General features: G+C 66.9%; 18 protein-coding genes. 5 read left to right on the forward strand and 13 right to left on the reverse strand.

All coding sequences use genetic code 11. The features are described 5' to 3' along the window. Positions 1 to 66 precede the first annotated feature (66 nt). The 10 genes from ACSZPK_RS17585 to ACSZPK_RS17630 form a co-directional block, all read right to left on the reverse strand. Complete coding sequence (locus ACSZPK_RS17585; protein ID WP_437882765.1) at positions 67 to 951, reverse strand: transporter; 885 nt, start codon at positions 949 to 951, stop codon at positions 67 to 69. Between the two features lie 82 nt (positions 952 to 1033). Next, the gene (locus ACSZPK_RS17590) at positions 1034 to 3511 is read right to left on the reverse strand and encodes a pyruvate, phosphate dikinase (protein ID WP_437882766.1); all 2478 of its coding nucleotides are present in this window, start codon (positions 3509 to 3511) and stop codon (positions 1034 to 1036) included. Between the two features lie 8 nt (positions 3512 to 3519). Next, positions 3520 to 4095 carry a hypothetical protein gene (locus ACSZPK_RS17595; RefSeq protein WP_437882767.1) on the reverse strand — a complete coding sequence of 192 codons (576 nt, stop codon included), beginning with the start codon at positions 4093 to 4095 and terminating at the stop codon, positions 3520 to 3522. A 3-nt stretch (positions 4096 to 4098) separates the two neighbouring features. Further along, positions 4099 to 5508 (reverse strand): hypothetical protein, encoded by a 1410-nt coding sequence (locus tag ACSZPK_RS17600; protein WP_437882768.1) that lies wholly within the window; start codon positions 5506 to 5508, stop codon positions 4099 to 4101. A gap of 31 nt (positions 5509 to 5539) precedes the next feature. After that, on the reverse strand, positions 5540 to 5953 hold the full coding sequence (locus ACSZPK_RS17605) for a PEP-utilizing enzyme (protein ID WP_437882769.1): 414 nt from the start codon (positions 5951 to 5953) through the stop codon (positions 5540 to 5542). A gap of 55 nt (positions 5954 to 6008) precedes the next feature. After that, positions 6009 to 6704: an HAD family hydrolase gene (locus tag ACSZPK_RS17610; RefSeq protein WP_437882770.1), complete on the reverse strand. Its 696-nt coding sequence runs from the start codon at positions 6702 to 6704 to the stop codon at positions 6009 to 6011. 10 nt (positions 6705 to 6714) lie between these two features. Next, positions 6715 to 7704, reverse strand: a complete 990-nt coding sequence (locus tag ACSZPK_RS17615) for a DUF7064 domain-containing protein (protein WP_437882771.1) — start codon at positions 7702 to 7704, stop codon at positions 6715 to 6717. A gap of 34 nt (positions 7705 to 7738) precedes the next feature. Further along, the gene (locus tag ACSZPK_RS17620; protein WP_437882772.1) at positions 7739 to 9238 is read right to left on the reverse strand and encodes a class I adenylate-forming enzyme family protein; all 1500 of its coding nucleotides are present in this window, start codon (positions 9236 to 9238) and stop codon (positions 7739 to 7741) included. Further along, a complete protein-coding gene (locus ACSZPK_RS17625; RefSeq protein WP_437882773.1) occupies positions 9235 to 10356 on the reverse strand; it encodes an NAD(P)-dependent alcohol dehydrogenase in 1122 nt (373 codons plus the stop codon). The genes ACSZPK_RS17620 and ACSZPK_RS17625 overlap by 4 nt, the downstream gene beginning before the upstream one ends. A gap of 46 nt (positions 10357 to 10402) precedes the next feature. Next, complete coding sequence (locus ACSZPK_RS17630; protein ID WP_437882774.1) at positions 10403 to 11851, reverse strand: aldehyde dehydrogenase family protein; 1449 nt, start codon at positions 11849 to 11851, stop codon at positions 10403 to 10405. A gap of 285 nt (positions 11852 to 12136) precedes the next feature. On the opposite strand from ACSZPK_RS17630, the gene ACSZPK_RS17635 reads away from it, so the two are divergent. The 5 genes from ACSZPK_RS17635 (at position 12137) to ACSZPK_RS17655 (ending at position 19637) form a co-directional block, all read left to right on the forward strand. Then, positions 12137 to 13996 (forward strand): sigma-54-dependent Fis family transcriptional regulator, encoded by a 1860-nt coding sequence (locus tag ACSZPK_RS17635; protein ID WP_437882775.1) that lies wholly within the window; start codon positions 12137 to 12139, stop codon positions 13994 to 13996. A gap of 258 nt (positions 13997 to 14254) precedes the next feature. Further along, the gene (locus tag ACSZPK_RS17640; RefSeq protein ID WP_437882776.1) at positions 14255 to 15862 is read left to right on the forward strand and encodes a carboxyl transferase domain-containing protein; all 1608 of its coding nucleotides are present in this window, start codon (positions 14255 to 14257) and stop codon (positions 15860 to 15862) included. 66 nt (positions 15863 to 15928) lie between these two features. After that, the gene (locus tag ACSZPK_RS17645) at positions 15929 to 16729 is read left to right on the forward strand and encodes a gamma-carboxygeranoyl-CoA hydratase (RefSeq protein ID WP_437882777.1); all 801 of its coding nucleotides are present in this window, start codon (positions 15929 to 15931) and stop codon (positions 16727 to 16729) included. Further along, entirely contained in the window at positions 16726 to 18657 is a 1932-nt protein-coding gene (locus tag ACSZPK_RS17650) for an acetyl/propionyl/methylcrotonyl-CoA carboxylase subunit alpha (RefSeq protein WP_437882778.1), read from the forward strand. The genes ACSZPK_RS17645 and ACSZPK_RS17650 overlap by 4 nt, the downstream gene beginning before the upstream one ends. A gap of 77 nt (positions 18658 to 18734) precedes the next feature. Next, a complete protein-coding gene (locus ACSZPK_RS17655; RefSeq protein WP_437882779.1) occupies positions 18735 to 19637 on the forward strand; it encodes a hydroxymethylglutaryl-CoA lyase in 903 nt (300 codons plus the stop codon). 88 nt (positions 19638 to 19725) lie between these two features. Here the strand turns inward: ACSZPK_RS17655 and ACSZPK_RS17660 are convergent, their stop codons facing one another. The 3 genes from ACSZPK_RS17660 to ACSZPK_RS17670 all read right to left on the reverse strand — a co-directional run bounded on the left by ACSZPK_RS17660 (position 19726) and on the right by ACSZPK_RS17670 (position 22034). Next, complete coding sequence (locus ACSZPK_RS17660; RefSeq protein ID WP_437882780.1) at positions 19726 to 20850, reverse strand: GGDEF domain-containing protein; 1125 nt, start codon at positions 20848 to 20850, stop codon at positions 19726 to 19728. Positions 20851 to 20988: 138 nt separating this feature from the next. After that, on the reverse strand, positions 20989 to 21474 hold the full coding sequence (locus ACSZPK_RS17665; protein ID WP_437882781.1) for an N-acetyltransferase family protein: 486 nt from the start codon (positions 21472 to 21474) through the stop codon (positions 20989 to 20991). Beyond that, positions 21471 to 22034, reverse strand: coding sequence for a DUF4136 domain-containing protein (locus tag ACSZPK_RS17670; RefSeq protein WP_437882782.1), 564 nt, complete (start codon positions 22032 to 22034; stop codon positions 21471 to 21473). Before ACSZPK_RS17670 ends, ACSZPK_RS17665 begins: the two co-directional genes overlap by 4 nt. Positions 22035 to 22064 lie beyond the last annotated feature (30 nt).

Below are 22064 nucleotides of genomic sequence, written 5' to 3' on the forward strand. Positions count from 1 at the left end.
GCATCTCGCGCCTCGCCTCGTGTAAAAACTGGCTCCGGCGCGGTCGCGACGAAACGGCAACAGACCCTAGAACAGCTTCAAGAGGCGGAAGTTGAGGATGTAATCGCGCTCGAAACCGCCTTTGGCCTCGAGGTCATGGGAGACGGTGAACAGCCCTTGCAAGCTCGGGGTCAGCATTTTCGCGTAGCTGAGCCGAATCCGTTCCCAGTCGGTGCGGCTGCCGGTGTCGACGCCATCGAGTTCCTGTTTGCCGCCCCAGCCCTTGGACAGGCCGAAGGCCAGGTGCGAGCTGTCGTCGAGGTGGTAACGCAGCCAGGCGAAGGCATGGTAGCTGGTGTCTTGGCTCAGTTCCTGGTTCTGCCCGTTGGCGCGGTCGTTATCGCCGTACCAGGTCACGTCGCCGAGCAGGTCGAGTGAGAACTTGTCGCCCAGGCGCTGCACGTATCCGGCTTGCAGCATGCCTTTCCAGCGGTTTTCGCCGATGTTCAACGGGTCGTGCTTGTCGTACTGGCCGGTGGGCACGATCAGGAACGGCGAAATGCCGAACCAGCGCCCGTTCTGTGGTTCGTTGAGCAGCCAGACGGTGGCGGCCAGTTGGATGTCTCCGAGGCCCGAGTTGCCGTCGAGTTCGGCACCGCCGACCTTGGCGTCGTGCACCTTGCCGAAGGGCACGAGGATCTGCGGGTTGGCGGTGAAGCCGAAAATCTCGGTGTAGTGGGCGAAGCGCAGGATGCCGATATCCGAGCGCAGACGGCTGGAGCCGTCCGCTGAACGGCCGTGTTGGTCGCGGTAGGTATCGCTGGCGTCGTGCTGGTAGTAGAGCACGCCGATATCGCTGCCGGGCGGCAACGACTCGTAGTCGCCGGCGTCGGCATCGCCGGCCTGGCTGAGCGGAGAAGTGGCCAGCAGCGCGGCCAGCAGTGGGACGGGCAGTCGATTCGAGAAGCGCATGTGCGTATACCTTTCTTGTTGTGGGGTGTGGCAGGGCGCCGCCGGGCCATGGTCATGGCCTGGCGTTGACCTCTCGGAACGATCAGTCACTGGCGAGCTGGCCCAGGCGCAGCTGTACCAGCTGCTCCCAGCGCGGTGGCACACTGAAATGGCGAAAGCCTTGGCGATAGAGGGTCTCGATGCTCTCCAGGGTGATCGGTTGTGGGCATTCGATACCGACCCGTTCGGCGGCCTCGGGGTGTTCCAGCAGTTGCCCGAGCAGTGCCTGCAGGAAGGGCTTGAACTGGGTGCGTGGATTACTCTCCAGGGCGCCTTCGCTGACCAGTTCCTCGAAGGTCGCCAGGGAGAAATAGCGCTCCGCCGGGATGCCGTAGGACGAGCGCAGGATTTCGTCCATGTCCAGCCACAGGCAGGCGCCGCTGGCGAGCATCTGCGGGGCGCCGGACAGGCCGGCGACGTTCTGGATCGCCAGGCCACCGCGCAGGGCCGGGAAGGCCGCCAACTCGGCATGGAAGCGCGTCCAGTCGCCGGCTTCGATCACCCCGCCGAGTAGCACCACCAGCGCGCCGGGCGGGCTGCCGAGGCGTTCGCAGGCGTGTTGCAGGCCGGCGAGGATTGGCCGGTGGAAGCCCGGGTCGCCCAACGGCAGGTGGCGCCGGTATTCGAGTTCCGACCAGTGGGCGAGCAGGGTGCGGGCGCGATCCGAGGCCAGCCGTGGCAGGCGCAGGTAGACCGGCTGGCCATGCGCGGCGCTGAGCACACTGTGGCCGATGCGCTGGCCGATGTCGCGCAGGGCCTCGGCATGTTCGCCCTGGTGCTGGGCCTGGCTGGCCACGGCGTTGACCAGGCCGTCGATCAGCCCCAGCGCCTGGGCCATGTCGGTGAGGCCGGCGATGGCATAGCCATGCCGGGTCGGCGTGGGGTGCATGTCTTCCGGTGTCTTGACCGAAGCGCTGAGCTGCGCCTGCGAGGTGCGCGCGGCCCAGCCCAGCAGGCGTTGCAGGTGCTCGGAGCGCCCGAGGTCGCGGCGCATCGGCAGGTTGCCGGCATAGACCTGGCCCTGGGTGCCGTCGATCGATAGCCAGGTGCCTTCCTCGAAGGTTTGTCCGCCAATGTGGAAGACACGCGCGTCGAGGTCGATCTCGATGCCTGCGCAGCCGACCACGCACGGTTTGTCCTGGGCCCGCGAGACCACGGCGGCATGGCTCAGGGCGCCGCCCTTGGCGGTGACGATGCCTTCGGCGGCGAGCATGCCGCGAATGTCCAGTGGGCTGGTGGTCGGGCGCAGCAGGATCACCTTGTCGCCCTGGGCGGCGCGCTCGGCGGCGCGGTCGGCATCGAGCACGGCGATGCCGCTGGCCTGGCCTGGCGAGGAGCCGATGCCGCTGCCGAGGATGCGCGCCTCGGCCAGTGCCTCGGGTTCGAAGGATGGACGTAGCAGGCGATCGAGCTGCTCGGTGCTGACCCGCGTCAGCGCCTCCCGGGGTGTCAACAGGCCTTCGTCGACCAGCGCCGTGGCGATGCGCACGGCGGCCAGCGCGGTGCGTTTGGCCGGGCGTACCTGCAACAGGTAGAGCGTGCCGGCCTGCACGGTGAACTCGATGTCGACGGCATCGCGGTAGAGGCTTTCCAGCACCCGGCCATGGGCTGTCAGTTCGCTGCACAGGCGGGCATGGTGGGGCCCCTGCGGATGGGCCAGGTCGACCGGCGTGGCGGCGCCGGAAACCAGGTCCTCGCCCTGCTGGCCGAGCAGGTACTCGCCATAGAGGCTGTCGTCGCCGGTGTTCGGGTTGCGGGTGAAGGCCACCCCGGAGCCCGAGTTGTCGTCGGCGTTGCCGAACACCATGGCCTGCACGGTCACCGCCGTGCCGAGGTCGTCGGCGATGCCCTGGTGCGCTCGGTAGGCCTTGGCCCGGGCGCTGTGCCAGGAGTCGAAGACCGCGCGCACGGCCGCGAGCAACTGCTCGCGCGGGTCGCACGAGACCTGTTCGCCGTCGTCGGCGAAGGCTTCCACGATGGCCTGCTGCAGGGCCTCGAACGTAGCCGGGGAGGGCGTTTGCAGGACATCGTGGCGTTGCCCGGCGACCCGTTCGAGAATGCTTTCGCCATCCAGGCCGAGCACGATGTCGGCGTACATGCGCCAGAAGCGCAGCCAGGTGTCGAGCACGAAAGGCGCATTGCCCCCCGCCTGCACCTGGCGCCAGGCGGCCCGGGCATCCAGGCCGAGGTTGAGCACGGTGTCCATCATGCCGGGCATGCTCACCTGGGCCCCGGAGCGCACCGAGACCAGCAGCGGCTGGCCGTCGGGACTGGCGAAGGCGCGTTCGAGACTGTCGCCCAGGCGGGCGATGGCCTGCTGAATCTGTAGTTCCAGCGCATCCGGCAGGCGTTTGCCGGCCGCCGTGTAGGCGTGGAAACCGTCGGTGCCGATGACGAAGGCCGGCGGCACCGGGATGCCGGCATGGCTCATGCGCGCCAGGCCGCTGGCCTTGCCGCCGAAGCGGGCGCTGTCATTGGCATCGATGGCGGTGATGTCGTGCACGTAAAGGGGTTCGTCCATGCTGCACCTCATTGATCGCGAGGACGGCCGACGACGGCCAGGATGTCTTCGTGGAACTCGAACCAGATGTTGTGCATGGAGTCGAGCGTCGGGTTACACACGTAGTCGAGCTGGCCTTGGTCGGCGAGCGCCATGGAGCGTTCGAAGCGGCGCACGTAGTCGCGGTAGCGGGGGATGGCCGGGGTCAGCTCGCCGAGGGCGCGGATCATCCGCTCGACGATGCGCATCATGCGCCCCGCCGCGCGCTCGTCGCCCTCGCTGGTCTGCCAGTCGGTCACGGCCTTGATGAACTGCTGGTTGAGGTTGCTCTCGAAGCGTTCGTACCAGTGCATCGACGCGCTGCCGGGCTGGCGCAGCGGCGCATAAGTGTTGTGATAGAAGGCCAGCACCTGGGTCACGCCGTCAGGCTGCATCAGGTAGTTGTCGGTGACCGCCACCAGCCGGCCGGCCTCGGTCTGCGCGACGAGCTGGGCATCGACTTCGCTTCGATCGAGGCTGGTGACGGCGGCAACGTGTTCGGCGCCCGCCATCTTGCGCAGGTAGATGGCGTTGAGGATCTGAAAGGTGTTGTCGTCCAGTGCCATGGCTCACCCCCAGAAATACTTGGAGCGGCGCAGGTCGGTGCCCTCCGGGAACGGCAGGTAGCCTTCGCCGGAGAAGATCTTCTGCGGCACCACGGCCTGGGCGAAGCCGCGCTTGCCGATCTCGTAGTAATAGTTGGCCACGCGCTGGTCGATCTCCCAGAAGTCGTAGTCCACGCAGGCCTTCTCGTAGGTGCCGGCCAGGCGCAGGTGCGGCAGGATCATGTCGATGTAGTAGGTGTACATGCCGTTGGTGATCAGTTGCCGGCGCGACATGCGCGCCAGCTTGCCGTACAGGCCGAGAGTCGCCTGCTGGATGCCTTCCAGGCGTTTGCCCAGCTCGGCGATGGGGATCGGGTAGACGTCGGCCATCGGTGTGTTCCATTTCTCGCGGGCGAATACCGCGCCGCCGACGATGGCCTCGATGTAGTTCTTCGGCCGGGTGAAGGTGGTGGAAATGTCGTTGACGCGGATTTCGTCGAGTTTGAGCAGGGTCGGGTCGATCACCAGCAGCAGGGAATAGGCGTGGGGCACGCCGGCGGCATCGCAGGCGTCGCTCCAGTGGTAGATCTCTTCGTTGGTGAACAGGTCGCGGATGATCAGCAGCTTGCCGTCGGGCAACTCGTAGGGGCCGGTATCGCCGAGGCCGAGGCGGTTGTCGAAGTGGTCGAGGAAGGCCAGCAGTTCGGCCGAGGCATTGAACTGGGTGAAGCGGGCGTGCTGGTCGCTGCCCGGTTCGAACCATTCGACCTGGGTGGCCAGGTCGGCGATCACGTCGGCGTCATGGATGGCGCAGCGGTAGCGATCCTGGGAGTTGAGCAGGTAGCCGTCCTGGCGCTTGCCCCAGAGCACGCGCTGCATGAATTTGAGGATGGTGTTGCTCTCTTCGACGAAATCCTGCGGCTTGATCGCTTCCAGCGCCAGCAGGCCGCAGCGGCCCATGCCGAAGCCGACCGCGCCGATGCACCAGTCGTGTACCGCGTTGACCTTGATGCCGATTTCGCGGCGGGCGGTGGCGCCGATGTTCATCACCCCTTCGGCGCCGACCTCGTCGGTGGTCATGCGCAGGATTTCCGGCCAGCGGTAGAACTCGTTCATGAACGCGAGGATTTCGTACTCCTGGCGCGGGATCATGCCCGACACGCCTTCGGTGGCGCGCATCACCAGCACGTCCCAGATGTTCCAGGCCAGGTAGTTGTTGAGGTCGTTGAGTTCGTCGAGGTTGAACTGCTCCTTCAGCACGTCTTCGCGGGAGACTTTCTCCAGCACCTGGCTCTTGGCCCGCGAGCGCATGATCTTGTCGCCGAGGATGCCGTCGGGGACGCCGGGCAGGTCCTGGAAGTTGCCCTTGTACAGCAGGTCCTGGAAGCGCAGGCCGTCGTCGCCGGGCTGGTAGCGTTGTTTGTAGTGGCTCATGGTGTCACCTCTTGTTCTTGTTCGAGTGGGTTCACACCGCGATGACGCGGCCGCTTTCCTGGTCGCTGCAGTCCAGCCGTACGCGGCGTCCCTGCAGGGCTTCGATCATCGCGGCGAAGTGTTTCTTGTTGTCGCCGCCGGTGACGTAGCGCGACTCGCTGTCCGTCAGGTGGGTGGTCATCACGCAGGGCATCTGGAATTCGCGCGAGAGAATGCCCAGGTGCGACTCGGGCGCGCCCGACAGGGTGATCACACCGATGGCGCCGAGGCTCAGCGCTGGCGAGAGGAAGGTGGTGGTGCCGCCCTCGACGAGCAGGATGTGCTCCTTGAGCTTGCCGCTCTGCAGCAGGGCAATGACCGATTGCGGGTTGGGCAGGTAGATCACCGTGCCTTCCGGCTGCTTGCTGGTTTCGAATGCGTTGTAGCCTTGTGCGATGGCGTTCATCGGGGTGTTCCTCGTTTTTTGTTGTTTTAACGAATCGATGGCTTGCGCTCTGGGGTCAGGTCTGTCCGATCAATAGCTGGTGCAACTCCTGGGGCCAGTAGGCGACTTGCTCGGCACCGGCTTCGCGCAGCCGTTGTTCGCTGTGCAGCCCCCAGCTCACGGCGAACACCCGCAGGCCGCATTCGCGGGCATGGCGCACGTCGCCGACGGTGTCGGTGACCATGACCACTTCCTCGGCCTGCAGGCGCTGGGCGGCGCGTTCCTCGTACCAGGGCTGGGCGAGCCGCCGGGTGGCGTAGCTGGGGTCGGCGAGGATGCGCCGGATCACCTCGCGCTTGTCGCGCACCACGTCGCCACCGAACACCTGGGAGAAACAGGTGGTGATGCCGGCACGGTCGGTGATCCGCCGGATCGCCTCGAGGGCATTGCTGGAGACGATCACCAGCGGGTAGCGCTGGGCGCAGTCGCGCACCAGGTCGAGCATGCCCGGCACGGGCTCGGGCAGGTAGGCATGGCGCATCAACTCGAGGAAATGCGCCTGGGCGTCCTCGGCCTTCTGCGGGTCCTGGCAGTGCCGCTGCATGGCTTCGAAGAAGTTCTCCTGGAACAGGTCCAGGTAGTCCTGCTGCTCGTCCAGACCGAGGGCGAATACTTCGTTGGTCTGGCGAAACAGCTGCCAGGAGGCCTCGCGGGTCTGCACCAGGGTGCCGTCGAGATCGAACAGCACGGCGCGGATGGGTGGGGTACTCATGGCCGTGGGCTCAGCGTGGCTGGAAGACACGGCGCGTGGCCGGGGTGGCATTGAGGCGGGTGAGTTGCGGCAGCTCGAAGAACTCCTGGATTTCACCGTAGCCGAGCTGGCCGTTCATCCGCCAGGCCGCCAGCACGTTGAAACCGACAGTGTTGGTATGGCACTCCCAGGGGAAGCTGGTCAGCCCTTCGCCGCGTAGCGACCAACTGCGTTCCTCGCAGTCGAGCAGTTGCAGTTCGACCTCGCGGGCGTAGCGGTCGACCTGGCGCAGCACGCGGCCCTTGCCGCCCTTGAGGCCGAACACGCGGCCCTTTTCGACTACGTAGCCGTGGGTCAGTGACAGGGCGCCGTCGTCGACCCCGGGGTCGAAGGTGAAGATTGCGTGCACGGCCAGGTCTTTGGAGAAGTGCGCATGCAGCCAGGACATGTTCGGCGCGCCGCGTTCCGGACGTGGCCCCCAGCTGTGATCCATGGTCGAGATGCAGTCGATGGCGATGCGCTCGTCGCGCAGGATCACCTCTCCCTCGACGTGGCCGCTGAGGTCGAAATGGCCGTTGTAGGCGGTGCCCCAGGCGCCCTGGATACGCGCCGCCATCGGGTCCTGCTCGGGATCGCGGATGTCGAACGCCGGCATGATGGCGCGGAAGGTGACGTCGATGTTCAGTTGCTGGCCATCGTCGTAGCGAATGTGCCAGGCCTGGTTCGGCTCCAGGGTCTTGACCGCCAGGCCGTTGGGCAAGCGGTAGTCGAGCAGGCTGGTTTCGGCCGGCAGGGGAATCTGCGAGTGCCAGTCGGAGTAGTCCGCCTGCCAGGCGGTCAGCGCATGGTGGCGGTTGATGTTGATGGTCGAGTTGACCGTGCGCAGATTGCTGCGGAACAACGCATAGACCCCGACGTTGAGGTGCTTCTCGGCGTTGTAGAAACCGAAGTAGTTGGTTTCGGCCCAGCTTGGCTGGTTGGCGTCCGGGCTGTGGAACTCGGCGTCTTCGGGTTTGATCATGGGGTTTTCCTCTTGTTGTTGTGGGAACAGCGATTCAACCGCGCAGCGCCCGGCGCAACAGCTTGCCGGTGCTGGTCTTGGGCAGGTTGTCGACGAAGGCCACCGCGCGCGGCACCTTGTAGGCGGCCAGGCGTTCGCGGCAGAAGGCGATGATTTCCTCCTCGCGGGTGTCTTCATGGCCGGGACGCAGGACGATGAAGGCCTTGGCCAGCTCGCCCTTGACCTCGTCCGCCTGGGGCGCCACGGCGACCATGGCCACCGCCGGATGGGCGCCGAGTGTCTGTTCCAGCTCGGCGGGGAAAATCTTGTAGCCGGCGGTGATGATCATGTCCTTGAGGCGATCGACGATGAACAGGTAGCCGTCGGCATCGCGCCGGGCGATGTCGCCGGTACGCAGCCAGCCGCCGGGCAGCAGGGTCTCGGCGTTGGCCTGTTCGCGGCCGAGGTAGCCGAGCATGACCAGCGGCCCGCGTACTTGCAGCTCGCCGGCCTCGTCGACCGGCAATTCGCGTTCGGGGTCGTCATACGCGCAGATGCGCGCCTCGACGCCGGGCAATGGCTGGCCGATGGAGCCGTGCCGCGGCGGCAGGTGCGGCGAATGGGATATCGCCGGGCCGGCGACCTCGGTCATGCCCCACAGTTCCAGCAGCGGGCAGCCCAGGGCGGCGACGATGGCGTCGATCTTGGCGGTCGGCATGGTCTGCCCGCCCACCGTGCAGCGCAGCAGCGAGGACAGGTCGAAGTCGTCCAGTCGCGGGTGCACCAGCATGTAGTAGTACATGGTCGGTACGCCCTCGAACAGCGTGGCGCGGTGGCGCTGGATGCTTTCCAGGGCCCAGCCGGCGTCGAAGCGCTCGTGACTGATCAGGGTCATGCCGACCAGGAAGCAGGCGTTCATCACCACGTTGCCGTACACGTGCGGGAACGGCAGCACGCTGACCACCCGCTCGCCGCGCTGGCGCACGTGGATGGTGGCGGTCAGCGCCGTGCTCATGTACACGCAGCGATGGCTGAGCTGGGCGCCCTTGGGGTTGCCGGTGGTGCCGGAGGTGTAGCCGATGGTGAACAGGTCGTCCGCCGCCACGCTCACCGGTTCCACCGGTGCGGCGTCGAGCAGGCGCTCGAAGGGTTCGCCGATGCTCGCTGCGCCAGTGGCCACGCTGACCAGCAGGCCGGCGATGGCATGCTGCTCACGCAGGGCGCGACAGCGTTCGTCCGGGGCGATCAGCGCCAGCGCGGCGCTGTCGCCAGCGATGTAGGCGACTTCTTCGAGGCTGAGCAGGAAGTTGGCCGGCACCACCACGGCGCCGAGGCGGGCGATGGCGTAGTAGGCGACGATCCAGCGCCAGCCGTTGGGCAGGTGCAGCACCACCGGGTCGCCCCGTTGCACGCCCCGTTCGCGCAGGCCACCGGCGAAGCGGGCCACGCGTTCCTCGATGTCCTGGAAGCTGAGCTGCACATCGTCCATCACCAGCGCCGTCTGCGTGCCGAAACGCTGGGCGGCACGCAGGCTGAGATCGCTCAGCGTGCTCATGCGGCACCTTCCTGATCGAAGCGCACCACGGCCTTGAGCACCCGGCCTTGCTCGGAATCGCGAACCGCCTGCTCGATCTCGGCGAAAGGGTAGAAGCTGATCAGCCTGTCGAAGGGGAACAGGCCCTGGCGCCATAGCTCGATCAGTCGTGGGATGAAGATGTCCGGCACGCTGTCGCCTTCGATGATGCCGCGCAGGCTGCGACCGAAAAGGATGCTGTTCATGTCCAGGGTCACCTCGGTGCCCAGCGCCGCCGCGCCGATCAGGCCGCAGACGCCGGTCTGGCGCAACGACTCGACCGCCTGGCGCAGCACCTTGGGCAGCGCCGTGCATTCCAGCGAGTACTGCACCCCTTCGCCCCCGGTCAGGGCCTGGATGGCAGCGACCGGGTCGCCCGCGGCGGCGTCGATCACCGCCGTCGCGCCCAGTTCGCGGGCCAGTTCCAGGCGCGCCGGGTTCATGTCCACGGCGATGATGGTGGTGCAGCCGACCAGCCGTGCCGCCATCACCGCCGCCAGGCCCACGGAGCCAGCGCCGAATACCGCCAGGCTGCTGCCGGCCTCGGGGCGCAGCGCATTGATCACCGCCCCGGCGCCGGTCTGGATGCCGCAGCCCAGCGGCCCCATCAGTTCCAGGGGCACGTCGTTGGGGATCTTCACCAGGTTGTCGGCCCTGGCCAGTGCCAGGCTGCCGAACGACGACTGGCTGAAGAAGCAGCCGCTCACCTCGCCGCCCTGCGCATCGCGGTAGGGCGTGCTGCCATCGGTACGACGGCCGGCGAAATTGAGACCGTACAGCTCGTTGCAGTAGCCGTTCTGGCCCTGCTGGCAGTTGTGGCAGTGACCGCAACTGGCGTAGCTCATCACCACATGGTCGCCGGGGGCGAAGCGGGTCACGCTGCGTCCCACCTGCTTGACCACGCCGGCCCCTTCATGGCCGAGCACGGCGGGCAGCGGCACGGGGAAGTACTGGTCGCGCACGACGATGTCGGTGTGGCAGACGCCGGTGGCCAGCACTTCGACGAGCACCTCGTCGTCACGGGGCGCCTCCAGGCTCAGGCGTTCGATACGGAAGGGGCCGGATTGCTCACGCACCACGGCAGCTTGAATCTCGTACATGGGTATCTCCAGATTTATTGTGGTTGTCGAAGATCCGCTCGTTCGCTCACAGCGGGCGCTGCATGATGGTTTGCAGGTTGCTGTATTCGGCCAGCCCTTCCAGGGCGTTCTCGATGCCCAGGCCGGACTGCTTGTGGCCGCCGAACGGCACGTGGGGCGAGAAGGCGTGGATCTGATTGATCCACACGGTGCCGGCCTGCAGGCGCTGGGCTACGGCTTGGGCCTGTTGCAGGTCGCGGCCCCAGACGCTGGCGGCCAGGCCGTATTCGGTGGCGTTGGCGCGTGCCACCACTTCGTCGATGTCGCGGTAGCTGAGCAGCGGCAGCACCGGGCCGAAGGCTTCCTCGACCACGCAGCGGGCGTCGTCCGGCGGGTTGTCGACCAGGGTCACCGGGATGAAGTAGCCGGGCCTGTCCAGCGGCGCGCCGCCGCAGAGGATGCGCAAGCCGGCCTGGCGGGTGGCGGCCAGCAGGTCGCTGACCTTGTCGAATTGCATGCGGTTCTGCAGCGGCCCGAGCTGGGTCTGCGGGTCGAGGCCGTCGCCCAGGGGCACCGTGGCGGCGTAGTCGACCAGTGCCTGCGCCAGTCGCGGGTAGATCGACTCGTGGATGTACAGGCGCTTGGTCGCCACGCAGAACTGCGCGCTGTTCTGGAAGGCGGCCCAGAACAGTTGCTGGGCCAGGCCGTCGATGTCCTCGACGTCGGGCAGGACGATCGCCGGGTCGTTGCCGCCGAGTTCCAGGGTCACGCGCTTGAGGTTGCGTGCGGCGCTCTGCATGACCCGGCGCCCGGTAGCGGTCGAGCCGGTGAAGGCGACCTTATCGATGTCGGGGTGTTCGGTCAGGGTCTGCCCCAGCTCGTTGCCGCCGGCGATCACGTTGAGCACGCCGGGCGGCAGCACCGCCTGGGCCAGTTCGCCGAACCACAGCGTGCACAGCGGCGTATAGGGCGAGGGCTTGACCACCAGGGTGTTGCCGGCCAGCAGCGCCGGGGCGATCTTCCAGATCGCCAGCAACAGTGGGAAGTTCCACGGCGTGATAGCCGCGACCACGCCCAGCGGCACGTGCCGTGCCTTGACCGTGCCGGCTCCGGGCAGCTCGAAGGGCAGATCCGCCAGGATCTGGCCGGCGATTTCACGCAGCCAGTGGATGCAGCCGCCGATTTCCCACTCGGCGGCCGCGCGGCCTTTGCCCTGCTCCAGGGTCAGCAGACGCATGAAGTCTTCCTGGCGCTCCTCGATCAGATCGGCCAGCGCGGCCACTCGACGCTGGCGTTCGCTCCAGGGCCGGTCGCGCCAGGCGCCGAACGCGCCGCGGGCGGCACGCACCGCGTCTTCGCAGTCGCTGGCGCTGGCCAGGGCGTGTTCGCACAGGGGGGTATCCGTGGCAGGGTTGATGGCCTGTCCACGCTCGCGGGTCTGGCGTAGTTCGCCGCCGATGGAAAGGGGGAAATGGGTATCCGGCAGTAATGCCGCGAAGGTCGAAATCTGGCTCATTGTTGTTCTCGCTCGGATTCGATGGCGCTGGCCAAGAGGTTCGAGGAATCCATAGCGCAAACTGTGCCAATTTATAATTAATTGAAAATAAAGGATTTTTATTTTTCGAATGAATTCATGTGTACGAAAAGCGGATGTCCAGGCCCTGTACATTGTCCGATTCTCGGACAGCGTCGGGCGCGGCGCGGGGTGTTTGCCGGCTACCACCGCCTTGGATTAGGCTGGGCGGGCACATCGAGAACTCAGAATCGCTTCCAAAAAGAACAAGAACCGAGGCATCGAGGCATGAATAGCGCAATCGACTTGCAGTTGATCCGCAGGCGCTTCGCCGATGACGAACGCCTGCCGGCGGCCTGTCACCTGCCCAGCGAACTCGAACAATCCTGGCGCCGTTCGCGGGCGGCGGGGTTGACGCCCTACAGCCATCGCCTGGCCAGTGCGCCGCCGTCGCGCCAGCAGATCGAGCAGACCCAGGAAACCCACCAGCCACTGATCCGCCACCTGGCACCGGAGATGCAACTGCTCTGGCAATCGCTGGCCGACTCGCGCTGGATGGTGCTGTGCATCGAGCAGTCCGGGCTGATCGTGCATGGGCTCAGCGCCGAGCGCGAGGCCGCTTTTCATGGCTTGCGCGTTGGCCGGCGCATCCACGAGGGCGAGATCGGTACTACCGCGCCCAGTTGCGTGTTGCAGAGCGCCCGGCCCTGTGTAATTCATGGCAGCCAGCACTACCTGAGCGAGCTGGACCGGTTCTTTTGCACGGCCACGCCGATTCGCCATCCCGACGGTCAACTGCTCGCCGTGCTGGACGTCACCAGTGTCGATCAGAGCCCGCCGCTGTGGTTGCAGGAACGCCTGAACATGGCGGCCGTGGGCATCGAGAACCGCCTTTACCAGGAACTGCCCGGGTGCTCCCTGCTGCACGTGCACTATGACCCGCGCCTGCTGGGCACGCCGCTGGAGGGTATCCTGGCGATCGCCGACGATGGCTCGATCCGTGCGGCCAACGGCGTGGCGCGGGGCCTGCTCGGACTCGAGCGTGAAGGGCCGCTGCCGCCGGGGATGTCGTTGCAGGAACTGCTCGATGGTTGCAAACCTCGCAGCCTGGACCGCCTGCGGCTGTTCCCCGAGGAAACCGTGCCCTTGACCCTGGCTTCGGGCCATGCCCTGTATGCCCGTCTGCACCAGCCCCGCGTCGTGGCGCCGCCGGTGCCGGCCTTCAGCGCGCCACGCCAGGCGCCCGCCGAGCATCCGTTGGGCGCCGACCCCGATCTGCTGGCCCGTTTCGCCATGGCCAGTCGCGCCTTCCAGGGCGGCGTGCCGATCCTGTTGCAGGGCGAAACCGGGGTCGGCAAGGAGGTCTTCAGCCGTGCCCTGCACGATGCTTTCGAGCCGCGGCGGCCTTTCGTCGCCATCAACTGTTCGGCGATTCCCGCCGAGTTGATCGAGTCCGAATTGTTCGGCTATCGCGAAGGCGCCTTCACCGGCAGCCGTAAGGGCGGCGCCATCGGCAAGATCGAGCAGGCCAATGGCGGCACCCTGTTTCTCGACGAGATCGGCGACATGCCGGCCCTGCTGCAGACCCGCCTGCTGCGGGTGCTGCAGGAACGCTGCCTGACCCGCCTGGGCGACAACCGTACCATCGCCCTCGACCTGCGCCTGGTCAGCGCCTCGTTGCACCCGCTCGAGGAACTGATCGGCCAGGGCGGGTTCCGCGAGGACCTCTACTACCGCATCAATGGCTTGCGGGTGACGCTGCCGGCCCTGCGCGAGCGCCGCGATGTCGCACAACTGGTGCAGACCTTGTTGCGTCGCGAGGTGCCCGACAGGCCCAAGCGGCTGTCCGCCGAGGCGCAGCAGGCCGTGCTCGGCTACCACTGGCCGGGTAACGTGCGGCAGTTGCAGCAGGCGCTGAAAGTGGCGGCGATCCTCAGTGGCGAGGCGGTCGAGATCGAACTCGGCCACTTCCCGCCAGACCTGCTGCAAGCCTTGCGGCCCACGCCCGCCAGCGCGCATGGCGGCACCCTGCACGCCTTGGAGCGCGAGGCCATCCAGCAAGCCCTGCGCCAGCACCAAGGCAATATGTCGGCCACCGCCAAGGCCTTGGGCATCTCGCGCAGCACCCTGTACAAGAAACTGCAGTGAGACAGCGCTGACTCGGACCAACGGCGTGTCGATGACGCGCCAGGTTTGACAGGTTGCGATTGCGAGTTTACGTTAACGTAAAGGTAAGTATGGGAATGGGCAGTTCTGCGCTGGCTTGCCTGCGGGCACCCGTTCCAACCCTCCGACAACGACAAGAGCAAGGGAACCAACCACCATGAACACGCCGCGTATCCCCACGGCCAGCGTCTGGCCGCAGCGTATCGCCGTTCGGCGCCCGGCGCTGGCAAGGACGGCAGCATGAGCATCCTGCAATCGCGGCTGAACCCGCGTGCGGCGGATTTCGTCGCCAACCAGATGGCCATGCGCCAACAGGTCGAGGCGTTGCAGCAGTTGCTGGCGCAGGTGCGTCAGGGCGGCGGCGAGCAGGCCCAGCAGCGCCACTGCGCCCGTGGCAAGCGCCTGCCGCGTGAGCGCATCGAGCTGTTGCTCGACCCTGGTTCGCCCTTCCTCGAGATCGGCCAGTTGGCGGCCCACGAGGTCTACGAGGAGGTCGTGCCGGCCGCCGGGGTGATCGCCGGGATCGGCCGGGTGGAAGGCGTCGAGTGCATGATCATCGCCAACGACGCCACGGTCAAAGGCGGCAGCTATTACCCGCTGACGGTGAAGAAACATCTGCGCGCCCAGGCCATCGCCCGGGAAAATCGCCTGCCGTGTATCTACCTGGTGGACTCCGGCGGTGCCAACCTGCCGCGCCAGGACGAGGTGTTTCCCGACCGCGAGCACTTCGGACGGATCTTCTTCAACCAGGCGACCATGAGCGCCCTGGGCATCCCGCAGGTCGCCGTGGTGATGGGCTCATGCACCGCTGGCGGCGCCTACGTGCCGGCCATGAGCGACGAGACCATCATGGTGCGCGAGCAGGCCACCATCTTTCTCGCCGGCCCGCCGCTGGTGAAGGCCGCCACCGGCGAAGTGGTGACCGCCGAGGAACTGGGCGGCGCCGACCTGCATTGTCGCACCAGCGGCGTCGCCGACCATTATGCCCAGGACGACGAACATGCCCTGGCCCTGGCGCGGCGCTGCATCGCCAACCTCAACTGGCGCAAGCTCGGGCAATTGCAGTGCCGCCCGGCCAGGCCGCCGCGCTTTGCCGCCGAGGAGCTGTACGGGGTGATTCCCGCCGACAGCAAGCAGCCGTTCGATGTCCGCGAGGTGATCGCCCGGTTGGTCGACGACAGCCAGTTCGACGAGTTCAAGGCGTTGTTCGGCCCCACCCTGGTGTGTGGTTTCGCCCACCTGCACGGCTATCCGCTGGCGATCCTGGCGAATAACGGCATCCTGTTCGCGGAGGCGGCGCAGAAGGGCGCGCACTTCATCGAGCTGGCCTGCCAGCGTGGCATCCCGCTGCTGTTCCTGCAGAACATCACCGGTTTCATGGTCGGGCAGAAGTACGAAGCCGGAGGCATCGCCAAGCATGGCGCCAAGTTGGTCACCGCGGTGGCCTGCGCCAGGGTACCGAAGTTCACCGTGATCATCGGCGGCAGTTTTGGTGCCGGCAACTACGGTATGTGCGGTCGTGCCTACGACCCGCGCTTGCTGTGGATGTGGCCCAACGCGCGGATCGGCGTGATGGGCGCCGAGCAGGCCGCCGGAGTGCTGAGCCAGGTCAAGCGCGAGCAGGGCGAACGGTCCGGGCAAGCGTTGAGCGAAGAGGAACAGGCGCGCATCCGCCAGCCGATCATCGAGCAATACGAGCGCCAGGCCCATGCCTTCTATTCCAGCGCCCGGTTGTGGGACGACGGTGTGATCGACCCGGCACAGACCCGCGACGCCCTCGGCCTGGCCCTGTCGGCCAGCCTCAACGCCGCTATCGAGCCGACCACCTTCGGTGTGTTCCGCATGTGACCGCCGCCGATCAAACGCATCGCCGGCGAGCCGGCCCACGCACCGGATACCTGAGAGTGCCAAGACATGACCGACTTCACCACCATACAGCTTGAAACCGACACGCGCGGTTTCGCCACCTTGTGGCTGAACCGCCCACAGAAGAACAACGCTTTCAACGCCGAGATGATTCGCGAGTTGATCCTCGCCCTCGACGCCGTGGCGGCCGACCCGGGGCTGCGTTTTCTCCTGCTGCGCGGGCGGGGCACGCATTTCTCCGCTGGCGCCGACCTGGCCTGGATGCAGCAGTCCGCCAGGCTGGACTACGATGCCAACCTGGCGGACGCCCATGAGCTGGCCGAGCTGATGTACAAGCTGGCCGGCCTGAAGATTCCCACCCTGGCGCTGGTCCAGGGCGCGGCGTTCGGCGGCGCCGTCGGCCTGGTCGCCTGCTGCGACGTGGCCATCGGCGCCGAGGATGCCCTGTTCGCCCTCTCCGAGGTGCGTATCGGCCTGGTGCCGGCGGTGATCGGCCCCTTCGTGGTCCAGGCCATCGGCCCGCGTGCGACGCGCCGCTATGCCCTGAGCGCCGAGCGCTTCGACGGCCGCGAGGCCCAGGCGCTGGGGCTGCTCGCGCAAACCTGCCCGGCGGATGAGCTGCCCGCGCTGGCCGAACGCTGGGTCGCCACCCTGCTGAGCAACAGCCCGCAGGCCATGCAGGTCAGCAAAGCGCTGTTGCGCGAGGTGGGCAGCGGCGCCGGCAGCCCGGCCCTGCGCCAGTACACCGAACAGACCATCGCCCGCGTTCGCGTCAGCGCCGAAGGCCAGGAGGGGCTCAGCGCGTTCCTCGAGAAACGCACCCCCGCCTGGCAGGAGCCATACGCATGAACATCGATACCCTGTTGATCGCCAACCGTGGCGAAATCGCCTGCCGGATCATCCGTACCGCCCGGGCCATGGGGCTACGCAGCGTGGCCGTGCACAGCGCCATCGACCTGAATGCGCGCCACGTGCGCGAGGCCGACCTGGCCATCGACCTGGGCGGTGCCAAGCCCGCCGAGAGCTACCTGGTGATCGACAAGATCATCGCCGCGGCCAGGGCCAGCGGCGCCCAGGCGGTTCATCCGGGCTACGGCTTTCTCTCCGAGAACGCAGCGTTCGCCCGCGCCCTGGAGGCCGCCGGCCTGGTCTTTCTCGGACCGCCGGCGACGGCGATCGACGCCATGGGCAGCAAGTCCGCGGCCAAGGCACTGATGGAGGCGGCCGGGGTGCCGCTGGTCCCCGGCTACCACGGGGCCGCGCAGGACGTCGAGACCTTCCGCGCCGCCGCCGCCCACATCGGCTACCCGGTGTTGCTCAAGGCGACCGCTGGCGGTGGCGGCAAGGGCATGAAGATCGTGCAGGCCGAGGCCGAACTGGCCGAGGCGCTGGCCTCGGCCCAGCGCGAGGCGCAGTCGTCCTTCGGTGATGCACGCATGCTGGTGGAGAAATACGTGCTCAAGCCGCGCCACGTGGAAATCCAGGTGTTCGCCGATCAGCACGGCCACTGCCTGTACCTGCACGAGCGTGATTGTTCGATCCAGCGCCGTCATCAGAAAGTAGTGGAGGAAGCACCGGCGCCGGGCCTGAGCGCCGAGTTGCGGCGCGCCATGGGCGAGGCGGCGGTGAAGGCCGCACAGGCCATCGGTTATGTCGGCGCCGGAACGGTGGAGTTTCTGCTGGACGCGCGCGGCGATTTCTTCTTCATGGAAATGAACACCCGCCTGCAGGTGGAGCACCCGGTCACCGAAGCCATCACCGGTCTCGACCTGGTTGCCTGGCAGATCCGCGTGGCCCAGGGCGAACCGCTGCCGATCACCCAGGCCCAGGTACCGCTCACCGGCCATGCCATCGAGGTGCGCCTGTATGCCGAGGACACGGATAATGGCTTCCTGCCGGCTTCCGGCGAGCTGAGCCTGTACCGCGAGCCGGCCGCCGGGCCGGGGCGGCGCATGGACAGCGGGGTGGCCGAGGGCGACAGCATCTCGCCGTTCTATGACCCGATGCTGGCCAAGCTGATCGCCTGGGGCGATAACCGCGAACAGGCCCGTCAGCGCCTGCTGGCCATGCTCGAGGAAACCCTGGTCAGCGGCTTCGCTTGCAACCTGGGCTTTCTCCAGCGCGTGCTCGGCCACCCGGCGTTCGCCGCCGCCGAGCTGGACACGGGCTTCATCGAACGCCACCAGGCCGAGCTGCTGCCGCCAGCGAGCGAGTTGCCGGCGCGTTTCTGGCAACTGGCGGCCGAAGGCTACCTGCACAGCCTGGCGCCGCTTCAGCGGGCCGACGACCCCCATTCGCCCTGGGCGCAGACCCTGGGCTGGCGCAGTGCTGGCGTGGCGCAGCGCATGCTGTCGCTGAGCTGCGCCGGACAGCGCCGTCAGGTGCGCCTGGAAGGGCCGCCGACCACCCGCCTCGACGGCCAGGCGCTGTGGTTCGAGGAGCAGGGCGTGCGCCGCAGCCTGCGCCTGCTGCGCCAGGGCGACAGCCTGTACCTGCACTGGCAGCAACAGTGGCGTGAAGTGCAATGCCACGACCCACTCGGCACCGTGGCCAACGATCTCGATCACCCGGGCGGCCTGAGCGCGCCGATGAATGGCAGCATCGTCCAGGTACTGGTCGAGCCAGGCCAGGCGGTCGAGGCTGGCAGCGTGTTGGTGGTACTCGAGGCGATGAAAATGGAGCACAGCATCCGCGCGTCCCAGGCCGGTACGGTCAAGGCGCTGTATTGCCGTGAAGGCGAACTGGTCAGCGAAGGCACCGTGCTGGTCGAGCTGTAGCGCATGGGCACCGGTGCTCCTGGCACCGCTGGTCACGGCCTGACTATCACCCCCTCGACAGCTTGCGGAGAAACGACATGTCCCTACCCCATCGCGTACGCCTGGTCGAAGTCGGCCCTCGCGACGGTTTGCAGAACGAGAAACGGCCGATCGACGTCGGCGACAAGGTGCGCCTGATCGACGACCTCGGCCAGGCCGGCTTGAGTTATATCGAGGCCGGCAGTTTCGTTTCGCCGAAATGGGTGCCGCAGATGGCCGGCAGCGGCGAGGTGTTCGCCGCCATCGAGCGCCTGCCGGGGCGGGTGTATGCCGCCTTGACGCCCAACGTCCAGGGGCTGGAGGCGGCGCTGGCGGCGGGGGCCGACGAGGTCGCGGTGTTCGCTGCGGCGTCCGAGGCCTTCTCGCAGAGGAACATCAACTGTTCGATCGCCGACAGCCTGCTGCGCTTCGCGCCGCTGATAGCCCAGGCCACTGCTCGCGGCGTGCGCGTTCGCGGCTACGTGTCCTGCGTGCTCGGCTGCCCCTACGACGGGGAGGTGCCCGTGGCGCAGGTCGCCAGCGTGGCGCGGGAGCTGTTCGCCATGGGCTGCTACGAAATCTCCCTGGGCGACACCATCGGCGTCGGCACGCCGGGGCAGACCCGTGCGCTGTTCAGCGCCGTGGCCCGCGACATCCCGCGCGAGCGCCTCGCCGGGCATTTCCACGACACCTACGGCCAGGCGCTGGCGAACATCTACGCCGGCCTGCTGGAGGGCATCGCGGTGTTCGACAGCTCGGTGGCTGGCCTCGGCGGTTGCCCCTATGCCAAGGGCGCCAGCGGCAACGTCGCCAGCGAGGACGTGATCTACCTGCTCGAGGGCCTGGGCATCCACAGCGGCGTCGACCTGCAGCGGCTGATCGCGGCGGGCGAGCGCATCTGCCGGGTGCTTGGCCGGGAGAACGGTTCGCAGGTGGCCCGCGCCCGCCTGGCCGCCGGCTAGCCCGACGTCACCGTAATGCCATCCGCTCGACCAACGCGTAGCTGCTGGGGCGTTCGGTGTATTTGACTGCCTGGAGTTTGCCTGTCGCTCAGCCTGCCAGCACCAGCCGATTGCGGCCTTCCGCCTTGGCCCGGTACAGCGCGTCGTCTACCCGTTTGAAGAACACTTCGGCACTGCCATCGTGCAGCAGGTCGTAGCAGCCGACACCGAGGCTGGCGGTCAGCAGTATCTGCCGGCCATGGAGGCTTATCCCGCTGTTTTCCAGGTCCTTGCGAAAGGCTTCGGCCATGGATTGCGCCTGTTCGAGGGTGGTGTCGTGCATCAGCACGCCGAACTCTTCACCGCCCAGGCGCAGCAGCGCATCGCTGTCGCGACGGAACACCCTGCGCATGCGCTCGGCGAAGTCGTGCAGGCAGATATCGCCGCTGGAGTGGCCGTGTTCGTCGTTGATGCGCTTGAAGTAGTCGATGTCGATCAGCACCAGGGCCAGTGGCGAGCCCTGGCGCTGGGCGCTGGCGACCATGGTCGGGAACAGGCCGTTGAACTGCAGGCGGTTGCCGAGCTGAGTCAGGGTGTCGGTACGGCTCAGTTGATCGAAGCGTTCGCGTTGCTCCAGCAGGGCGCGCTCCAGTTGCAGGGTGGTCTGGTACTCACCATGGCTGCGATTGACGACCAGCAGCAGGTAGCTCAGGTAAGTAACCATGGTAATGAACAAGGCATGGTTCTTATCCCAGTCGCTGGCCATCATCGCCAGGCCCGGCACGTAGAGCAGCAGGATGCCGAGCATGCCGGACAGGCGGCGCATGGGAAAGTTGAAGGCCATGGCGGTGCTGAACGCCAGGGTGCTGATGGTGGCGACCAGTCGCGAGCTTTCGAATTGCGGGCTGACGATGGCCCAGGCGTGCAACAGGCCCCAGATCAGGGCGGTGAGCAGAATCAGCACCCAATGCTGGCTGAGCCATTGATTGAGGCTGGCGCGGTCATGCTGGCCGGGCAGGTTGTGCTGCAGGCGCAGGACCAGGAGAAAGACAAAGACGATGGTGAATAACGCACCCTCCGCCTTCATATCGCCGGGGGACTCGCTGAACAACCAGGTCAGCAGCCAGGCCAGCGTGTAGTAGATACCGCCAAGGCGGGTACGCACACGGGTGTCCTGCGCTTCGCGCCAGATCTCGAAAAGCTGGACCTGGCGCGGAAGGTCGGAAAGGGGCATGTATTTTGTGATCACAGATTCGACGTGCGCAGCATAACCTTGCCAATGGCACGATGGAAGCAATGTGCCACTTCGTCGGTCGGAAAATGATTGGACGTCATTCTGCCGGAGGGCAGGGGCCTTCGAGGCCGGCGCGCCTCACTCCAGCGCTTTGCTGAACTGCACCAGCGCCACGCGTTCCTGTCCGCGCTGGCGCTCGACGATGCCGGTAACCCGGTAGCTCAGTTGCTGATAGAGCAGCAGCCCGGCGGCGTTGGCGTTGAAGCAGGAGGCGCGTAGCTCGCGAGCCTGGAAGTCACGCTTGGCCAGGCATTCCATGATGCCGACCAGGTACTGCGCCACGCCTTGGCCGCGAGCCCAGGGCGCGATCATCAGGTTGCCGAGGGCGCAGAACTCGCCGTGTCGATGCTGGTAGAAATTGGCGAAGCCGGCCGGCCTGCCATCGAGCAGGGCCAGGGTACTGGCCTGGCGTTCGGCTACGGCGGCGGCCAGTTGCTCGCGGTTCAGCGGCCAATGGGCGCGGGGAAAGGCGAAATAGAGTTCGTCGGCGTTGTGGACGAAGCCGCTCACGGCATCGAGGTCGGCCGGGTCGGCCGGGCGATGGCTGAGGAGTCGTTCGCTCATCTTGGCGGGTACTGGCTGAGGATTCTCGCCACGATGGCGCGGGTCTGCGCATCGCGATCACGGGGATGGCGTGGGGCCGGATTGACCACCTGTTCGGCACTGCCACGCCAGACCAGCTTGCCGTCCTTGCCGTCGAACAGGTCGATCTGCAGGGTCGCGACCTTGTAGTCGAAGGTGCGCGTCTCGGTCGCCAGCGGGCCGCCCCAGTAGCCGCCCCAGCCAGGCCCCCAGTAGCCGGCGCTGGCGTTGCTGGTGATCTGTTCCTGGCGGTCGTCGACGATCAGGTAGGCGCGCACCTTGAGGTCAGCCGGTTTGCCGGAGGTTGCCGGGCGCAGGCCGTGCTGGTCGAGTTGTTGGGCGATGGCGCTGCGCACGCGTTGTTCGGTGAGGTCGCTGCGGATGCGCGGATCGTCCGGCCGGTAGGTCATCGCCGGCTCCTGCCAGGTCCAGTCCTGATAGCGGCTGAAATCGCGGGTGGCGTCGAAGTCGTGGTCGATCTGCTGGCTTTGGCAGGCGGCCAGCACCAGCAGCATAGGAATCAAAAGAAGACGGGACAGCATGGTCAAACCTCCGAGGCCGGTGCCTCCTGT

The organism is Pseudomonas sp. LRF_L74 (assembly GCF_965644255.1).
In the GTDB taxonomy this organism is placed as follows: Bacteria; Pseudomonadota; Gammaproteobacteria; order Pseudomonadales; family Pseudomonadaceae; genus Aquipseudomonas.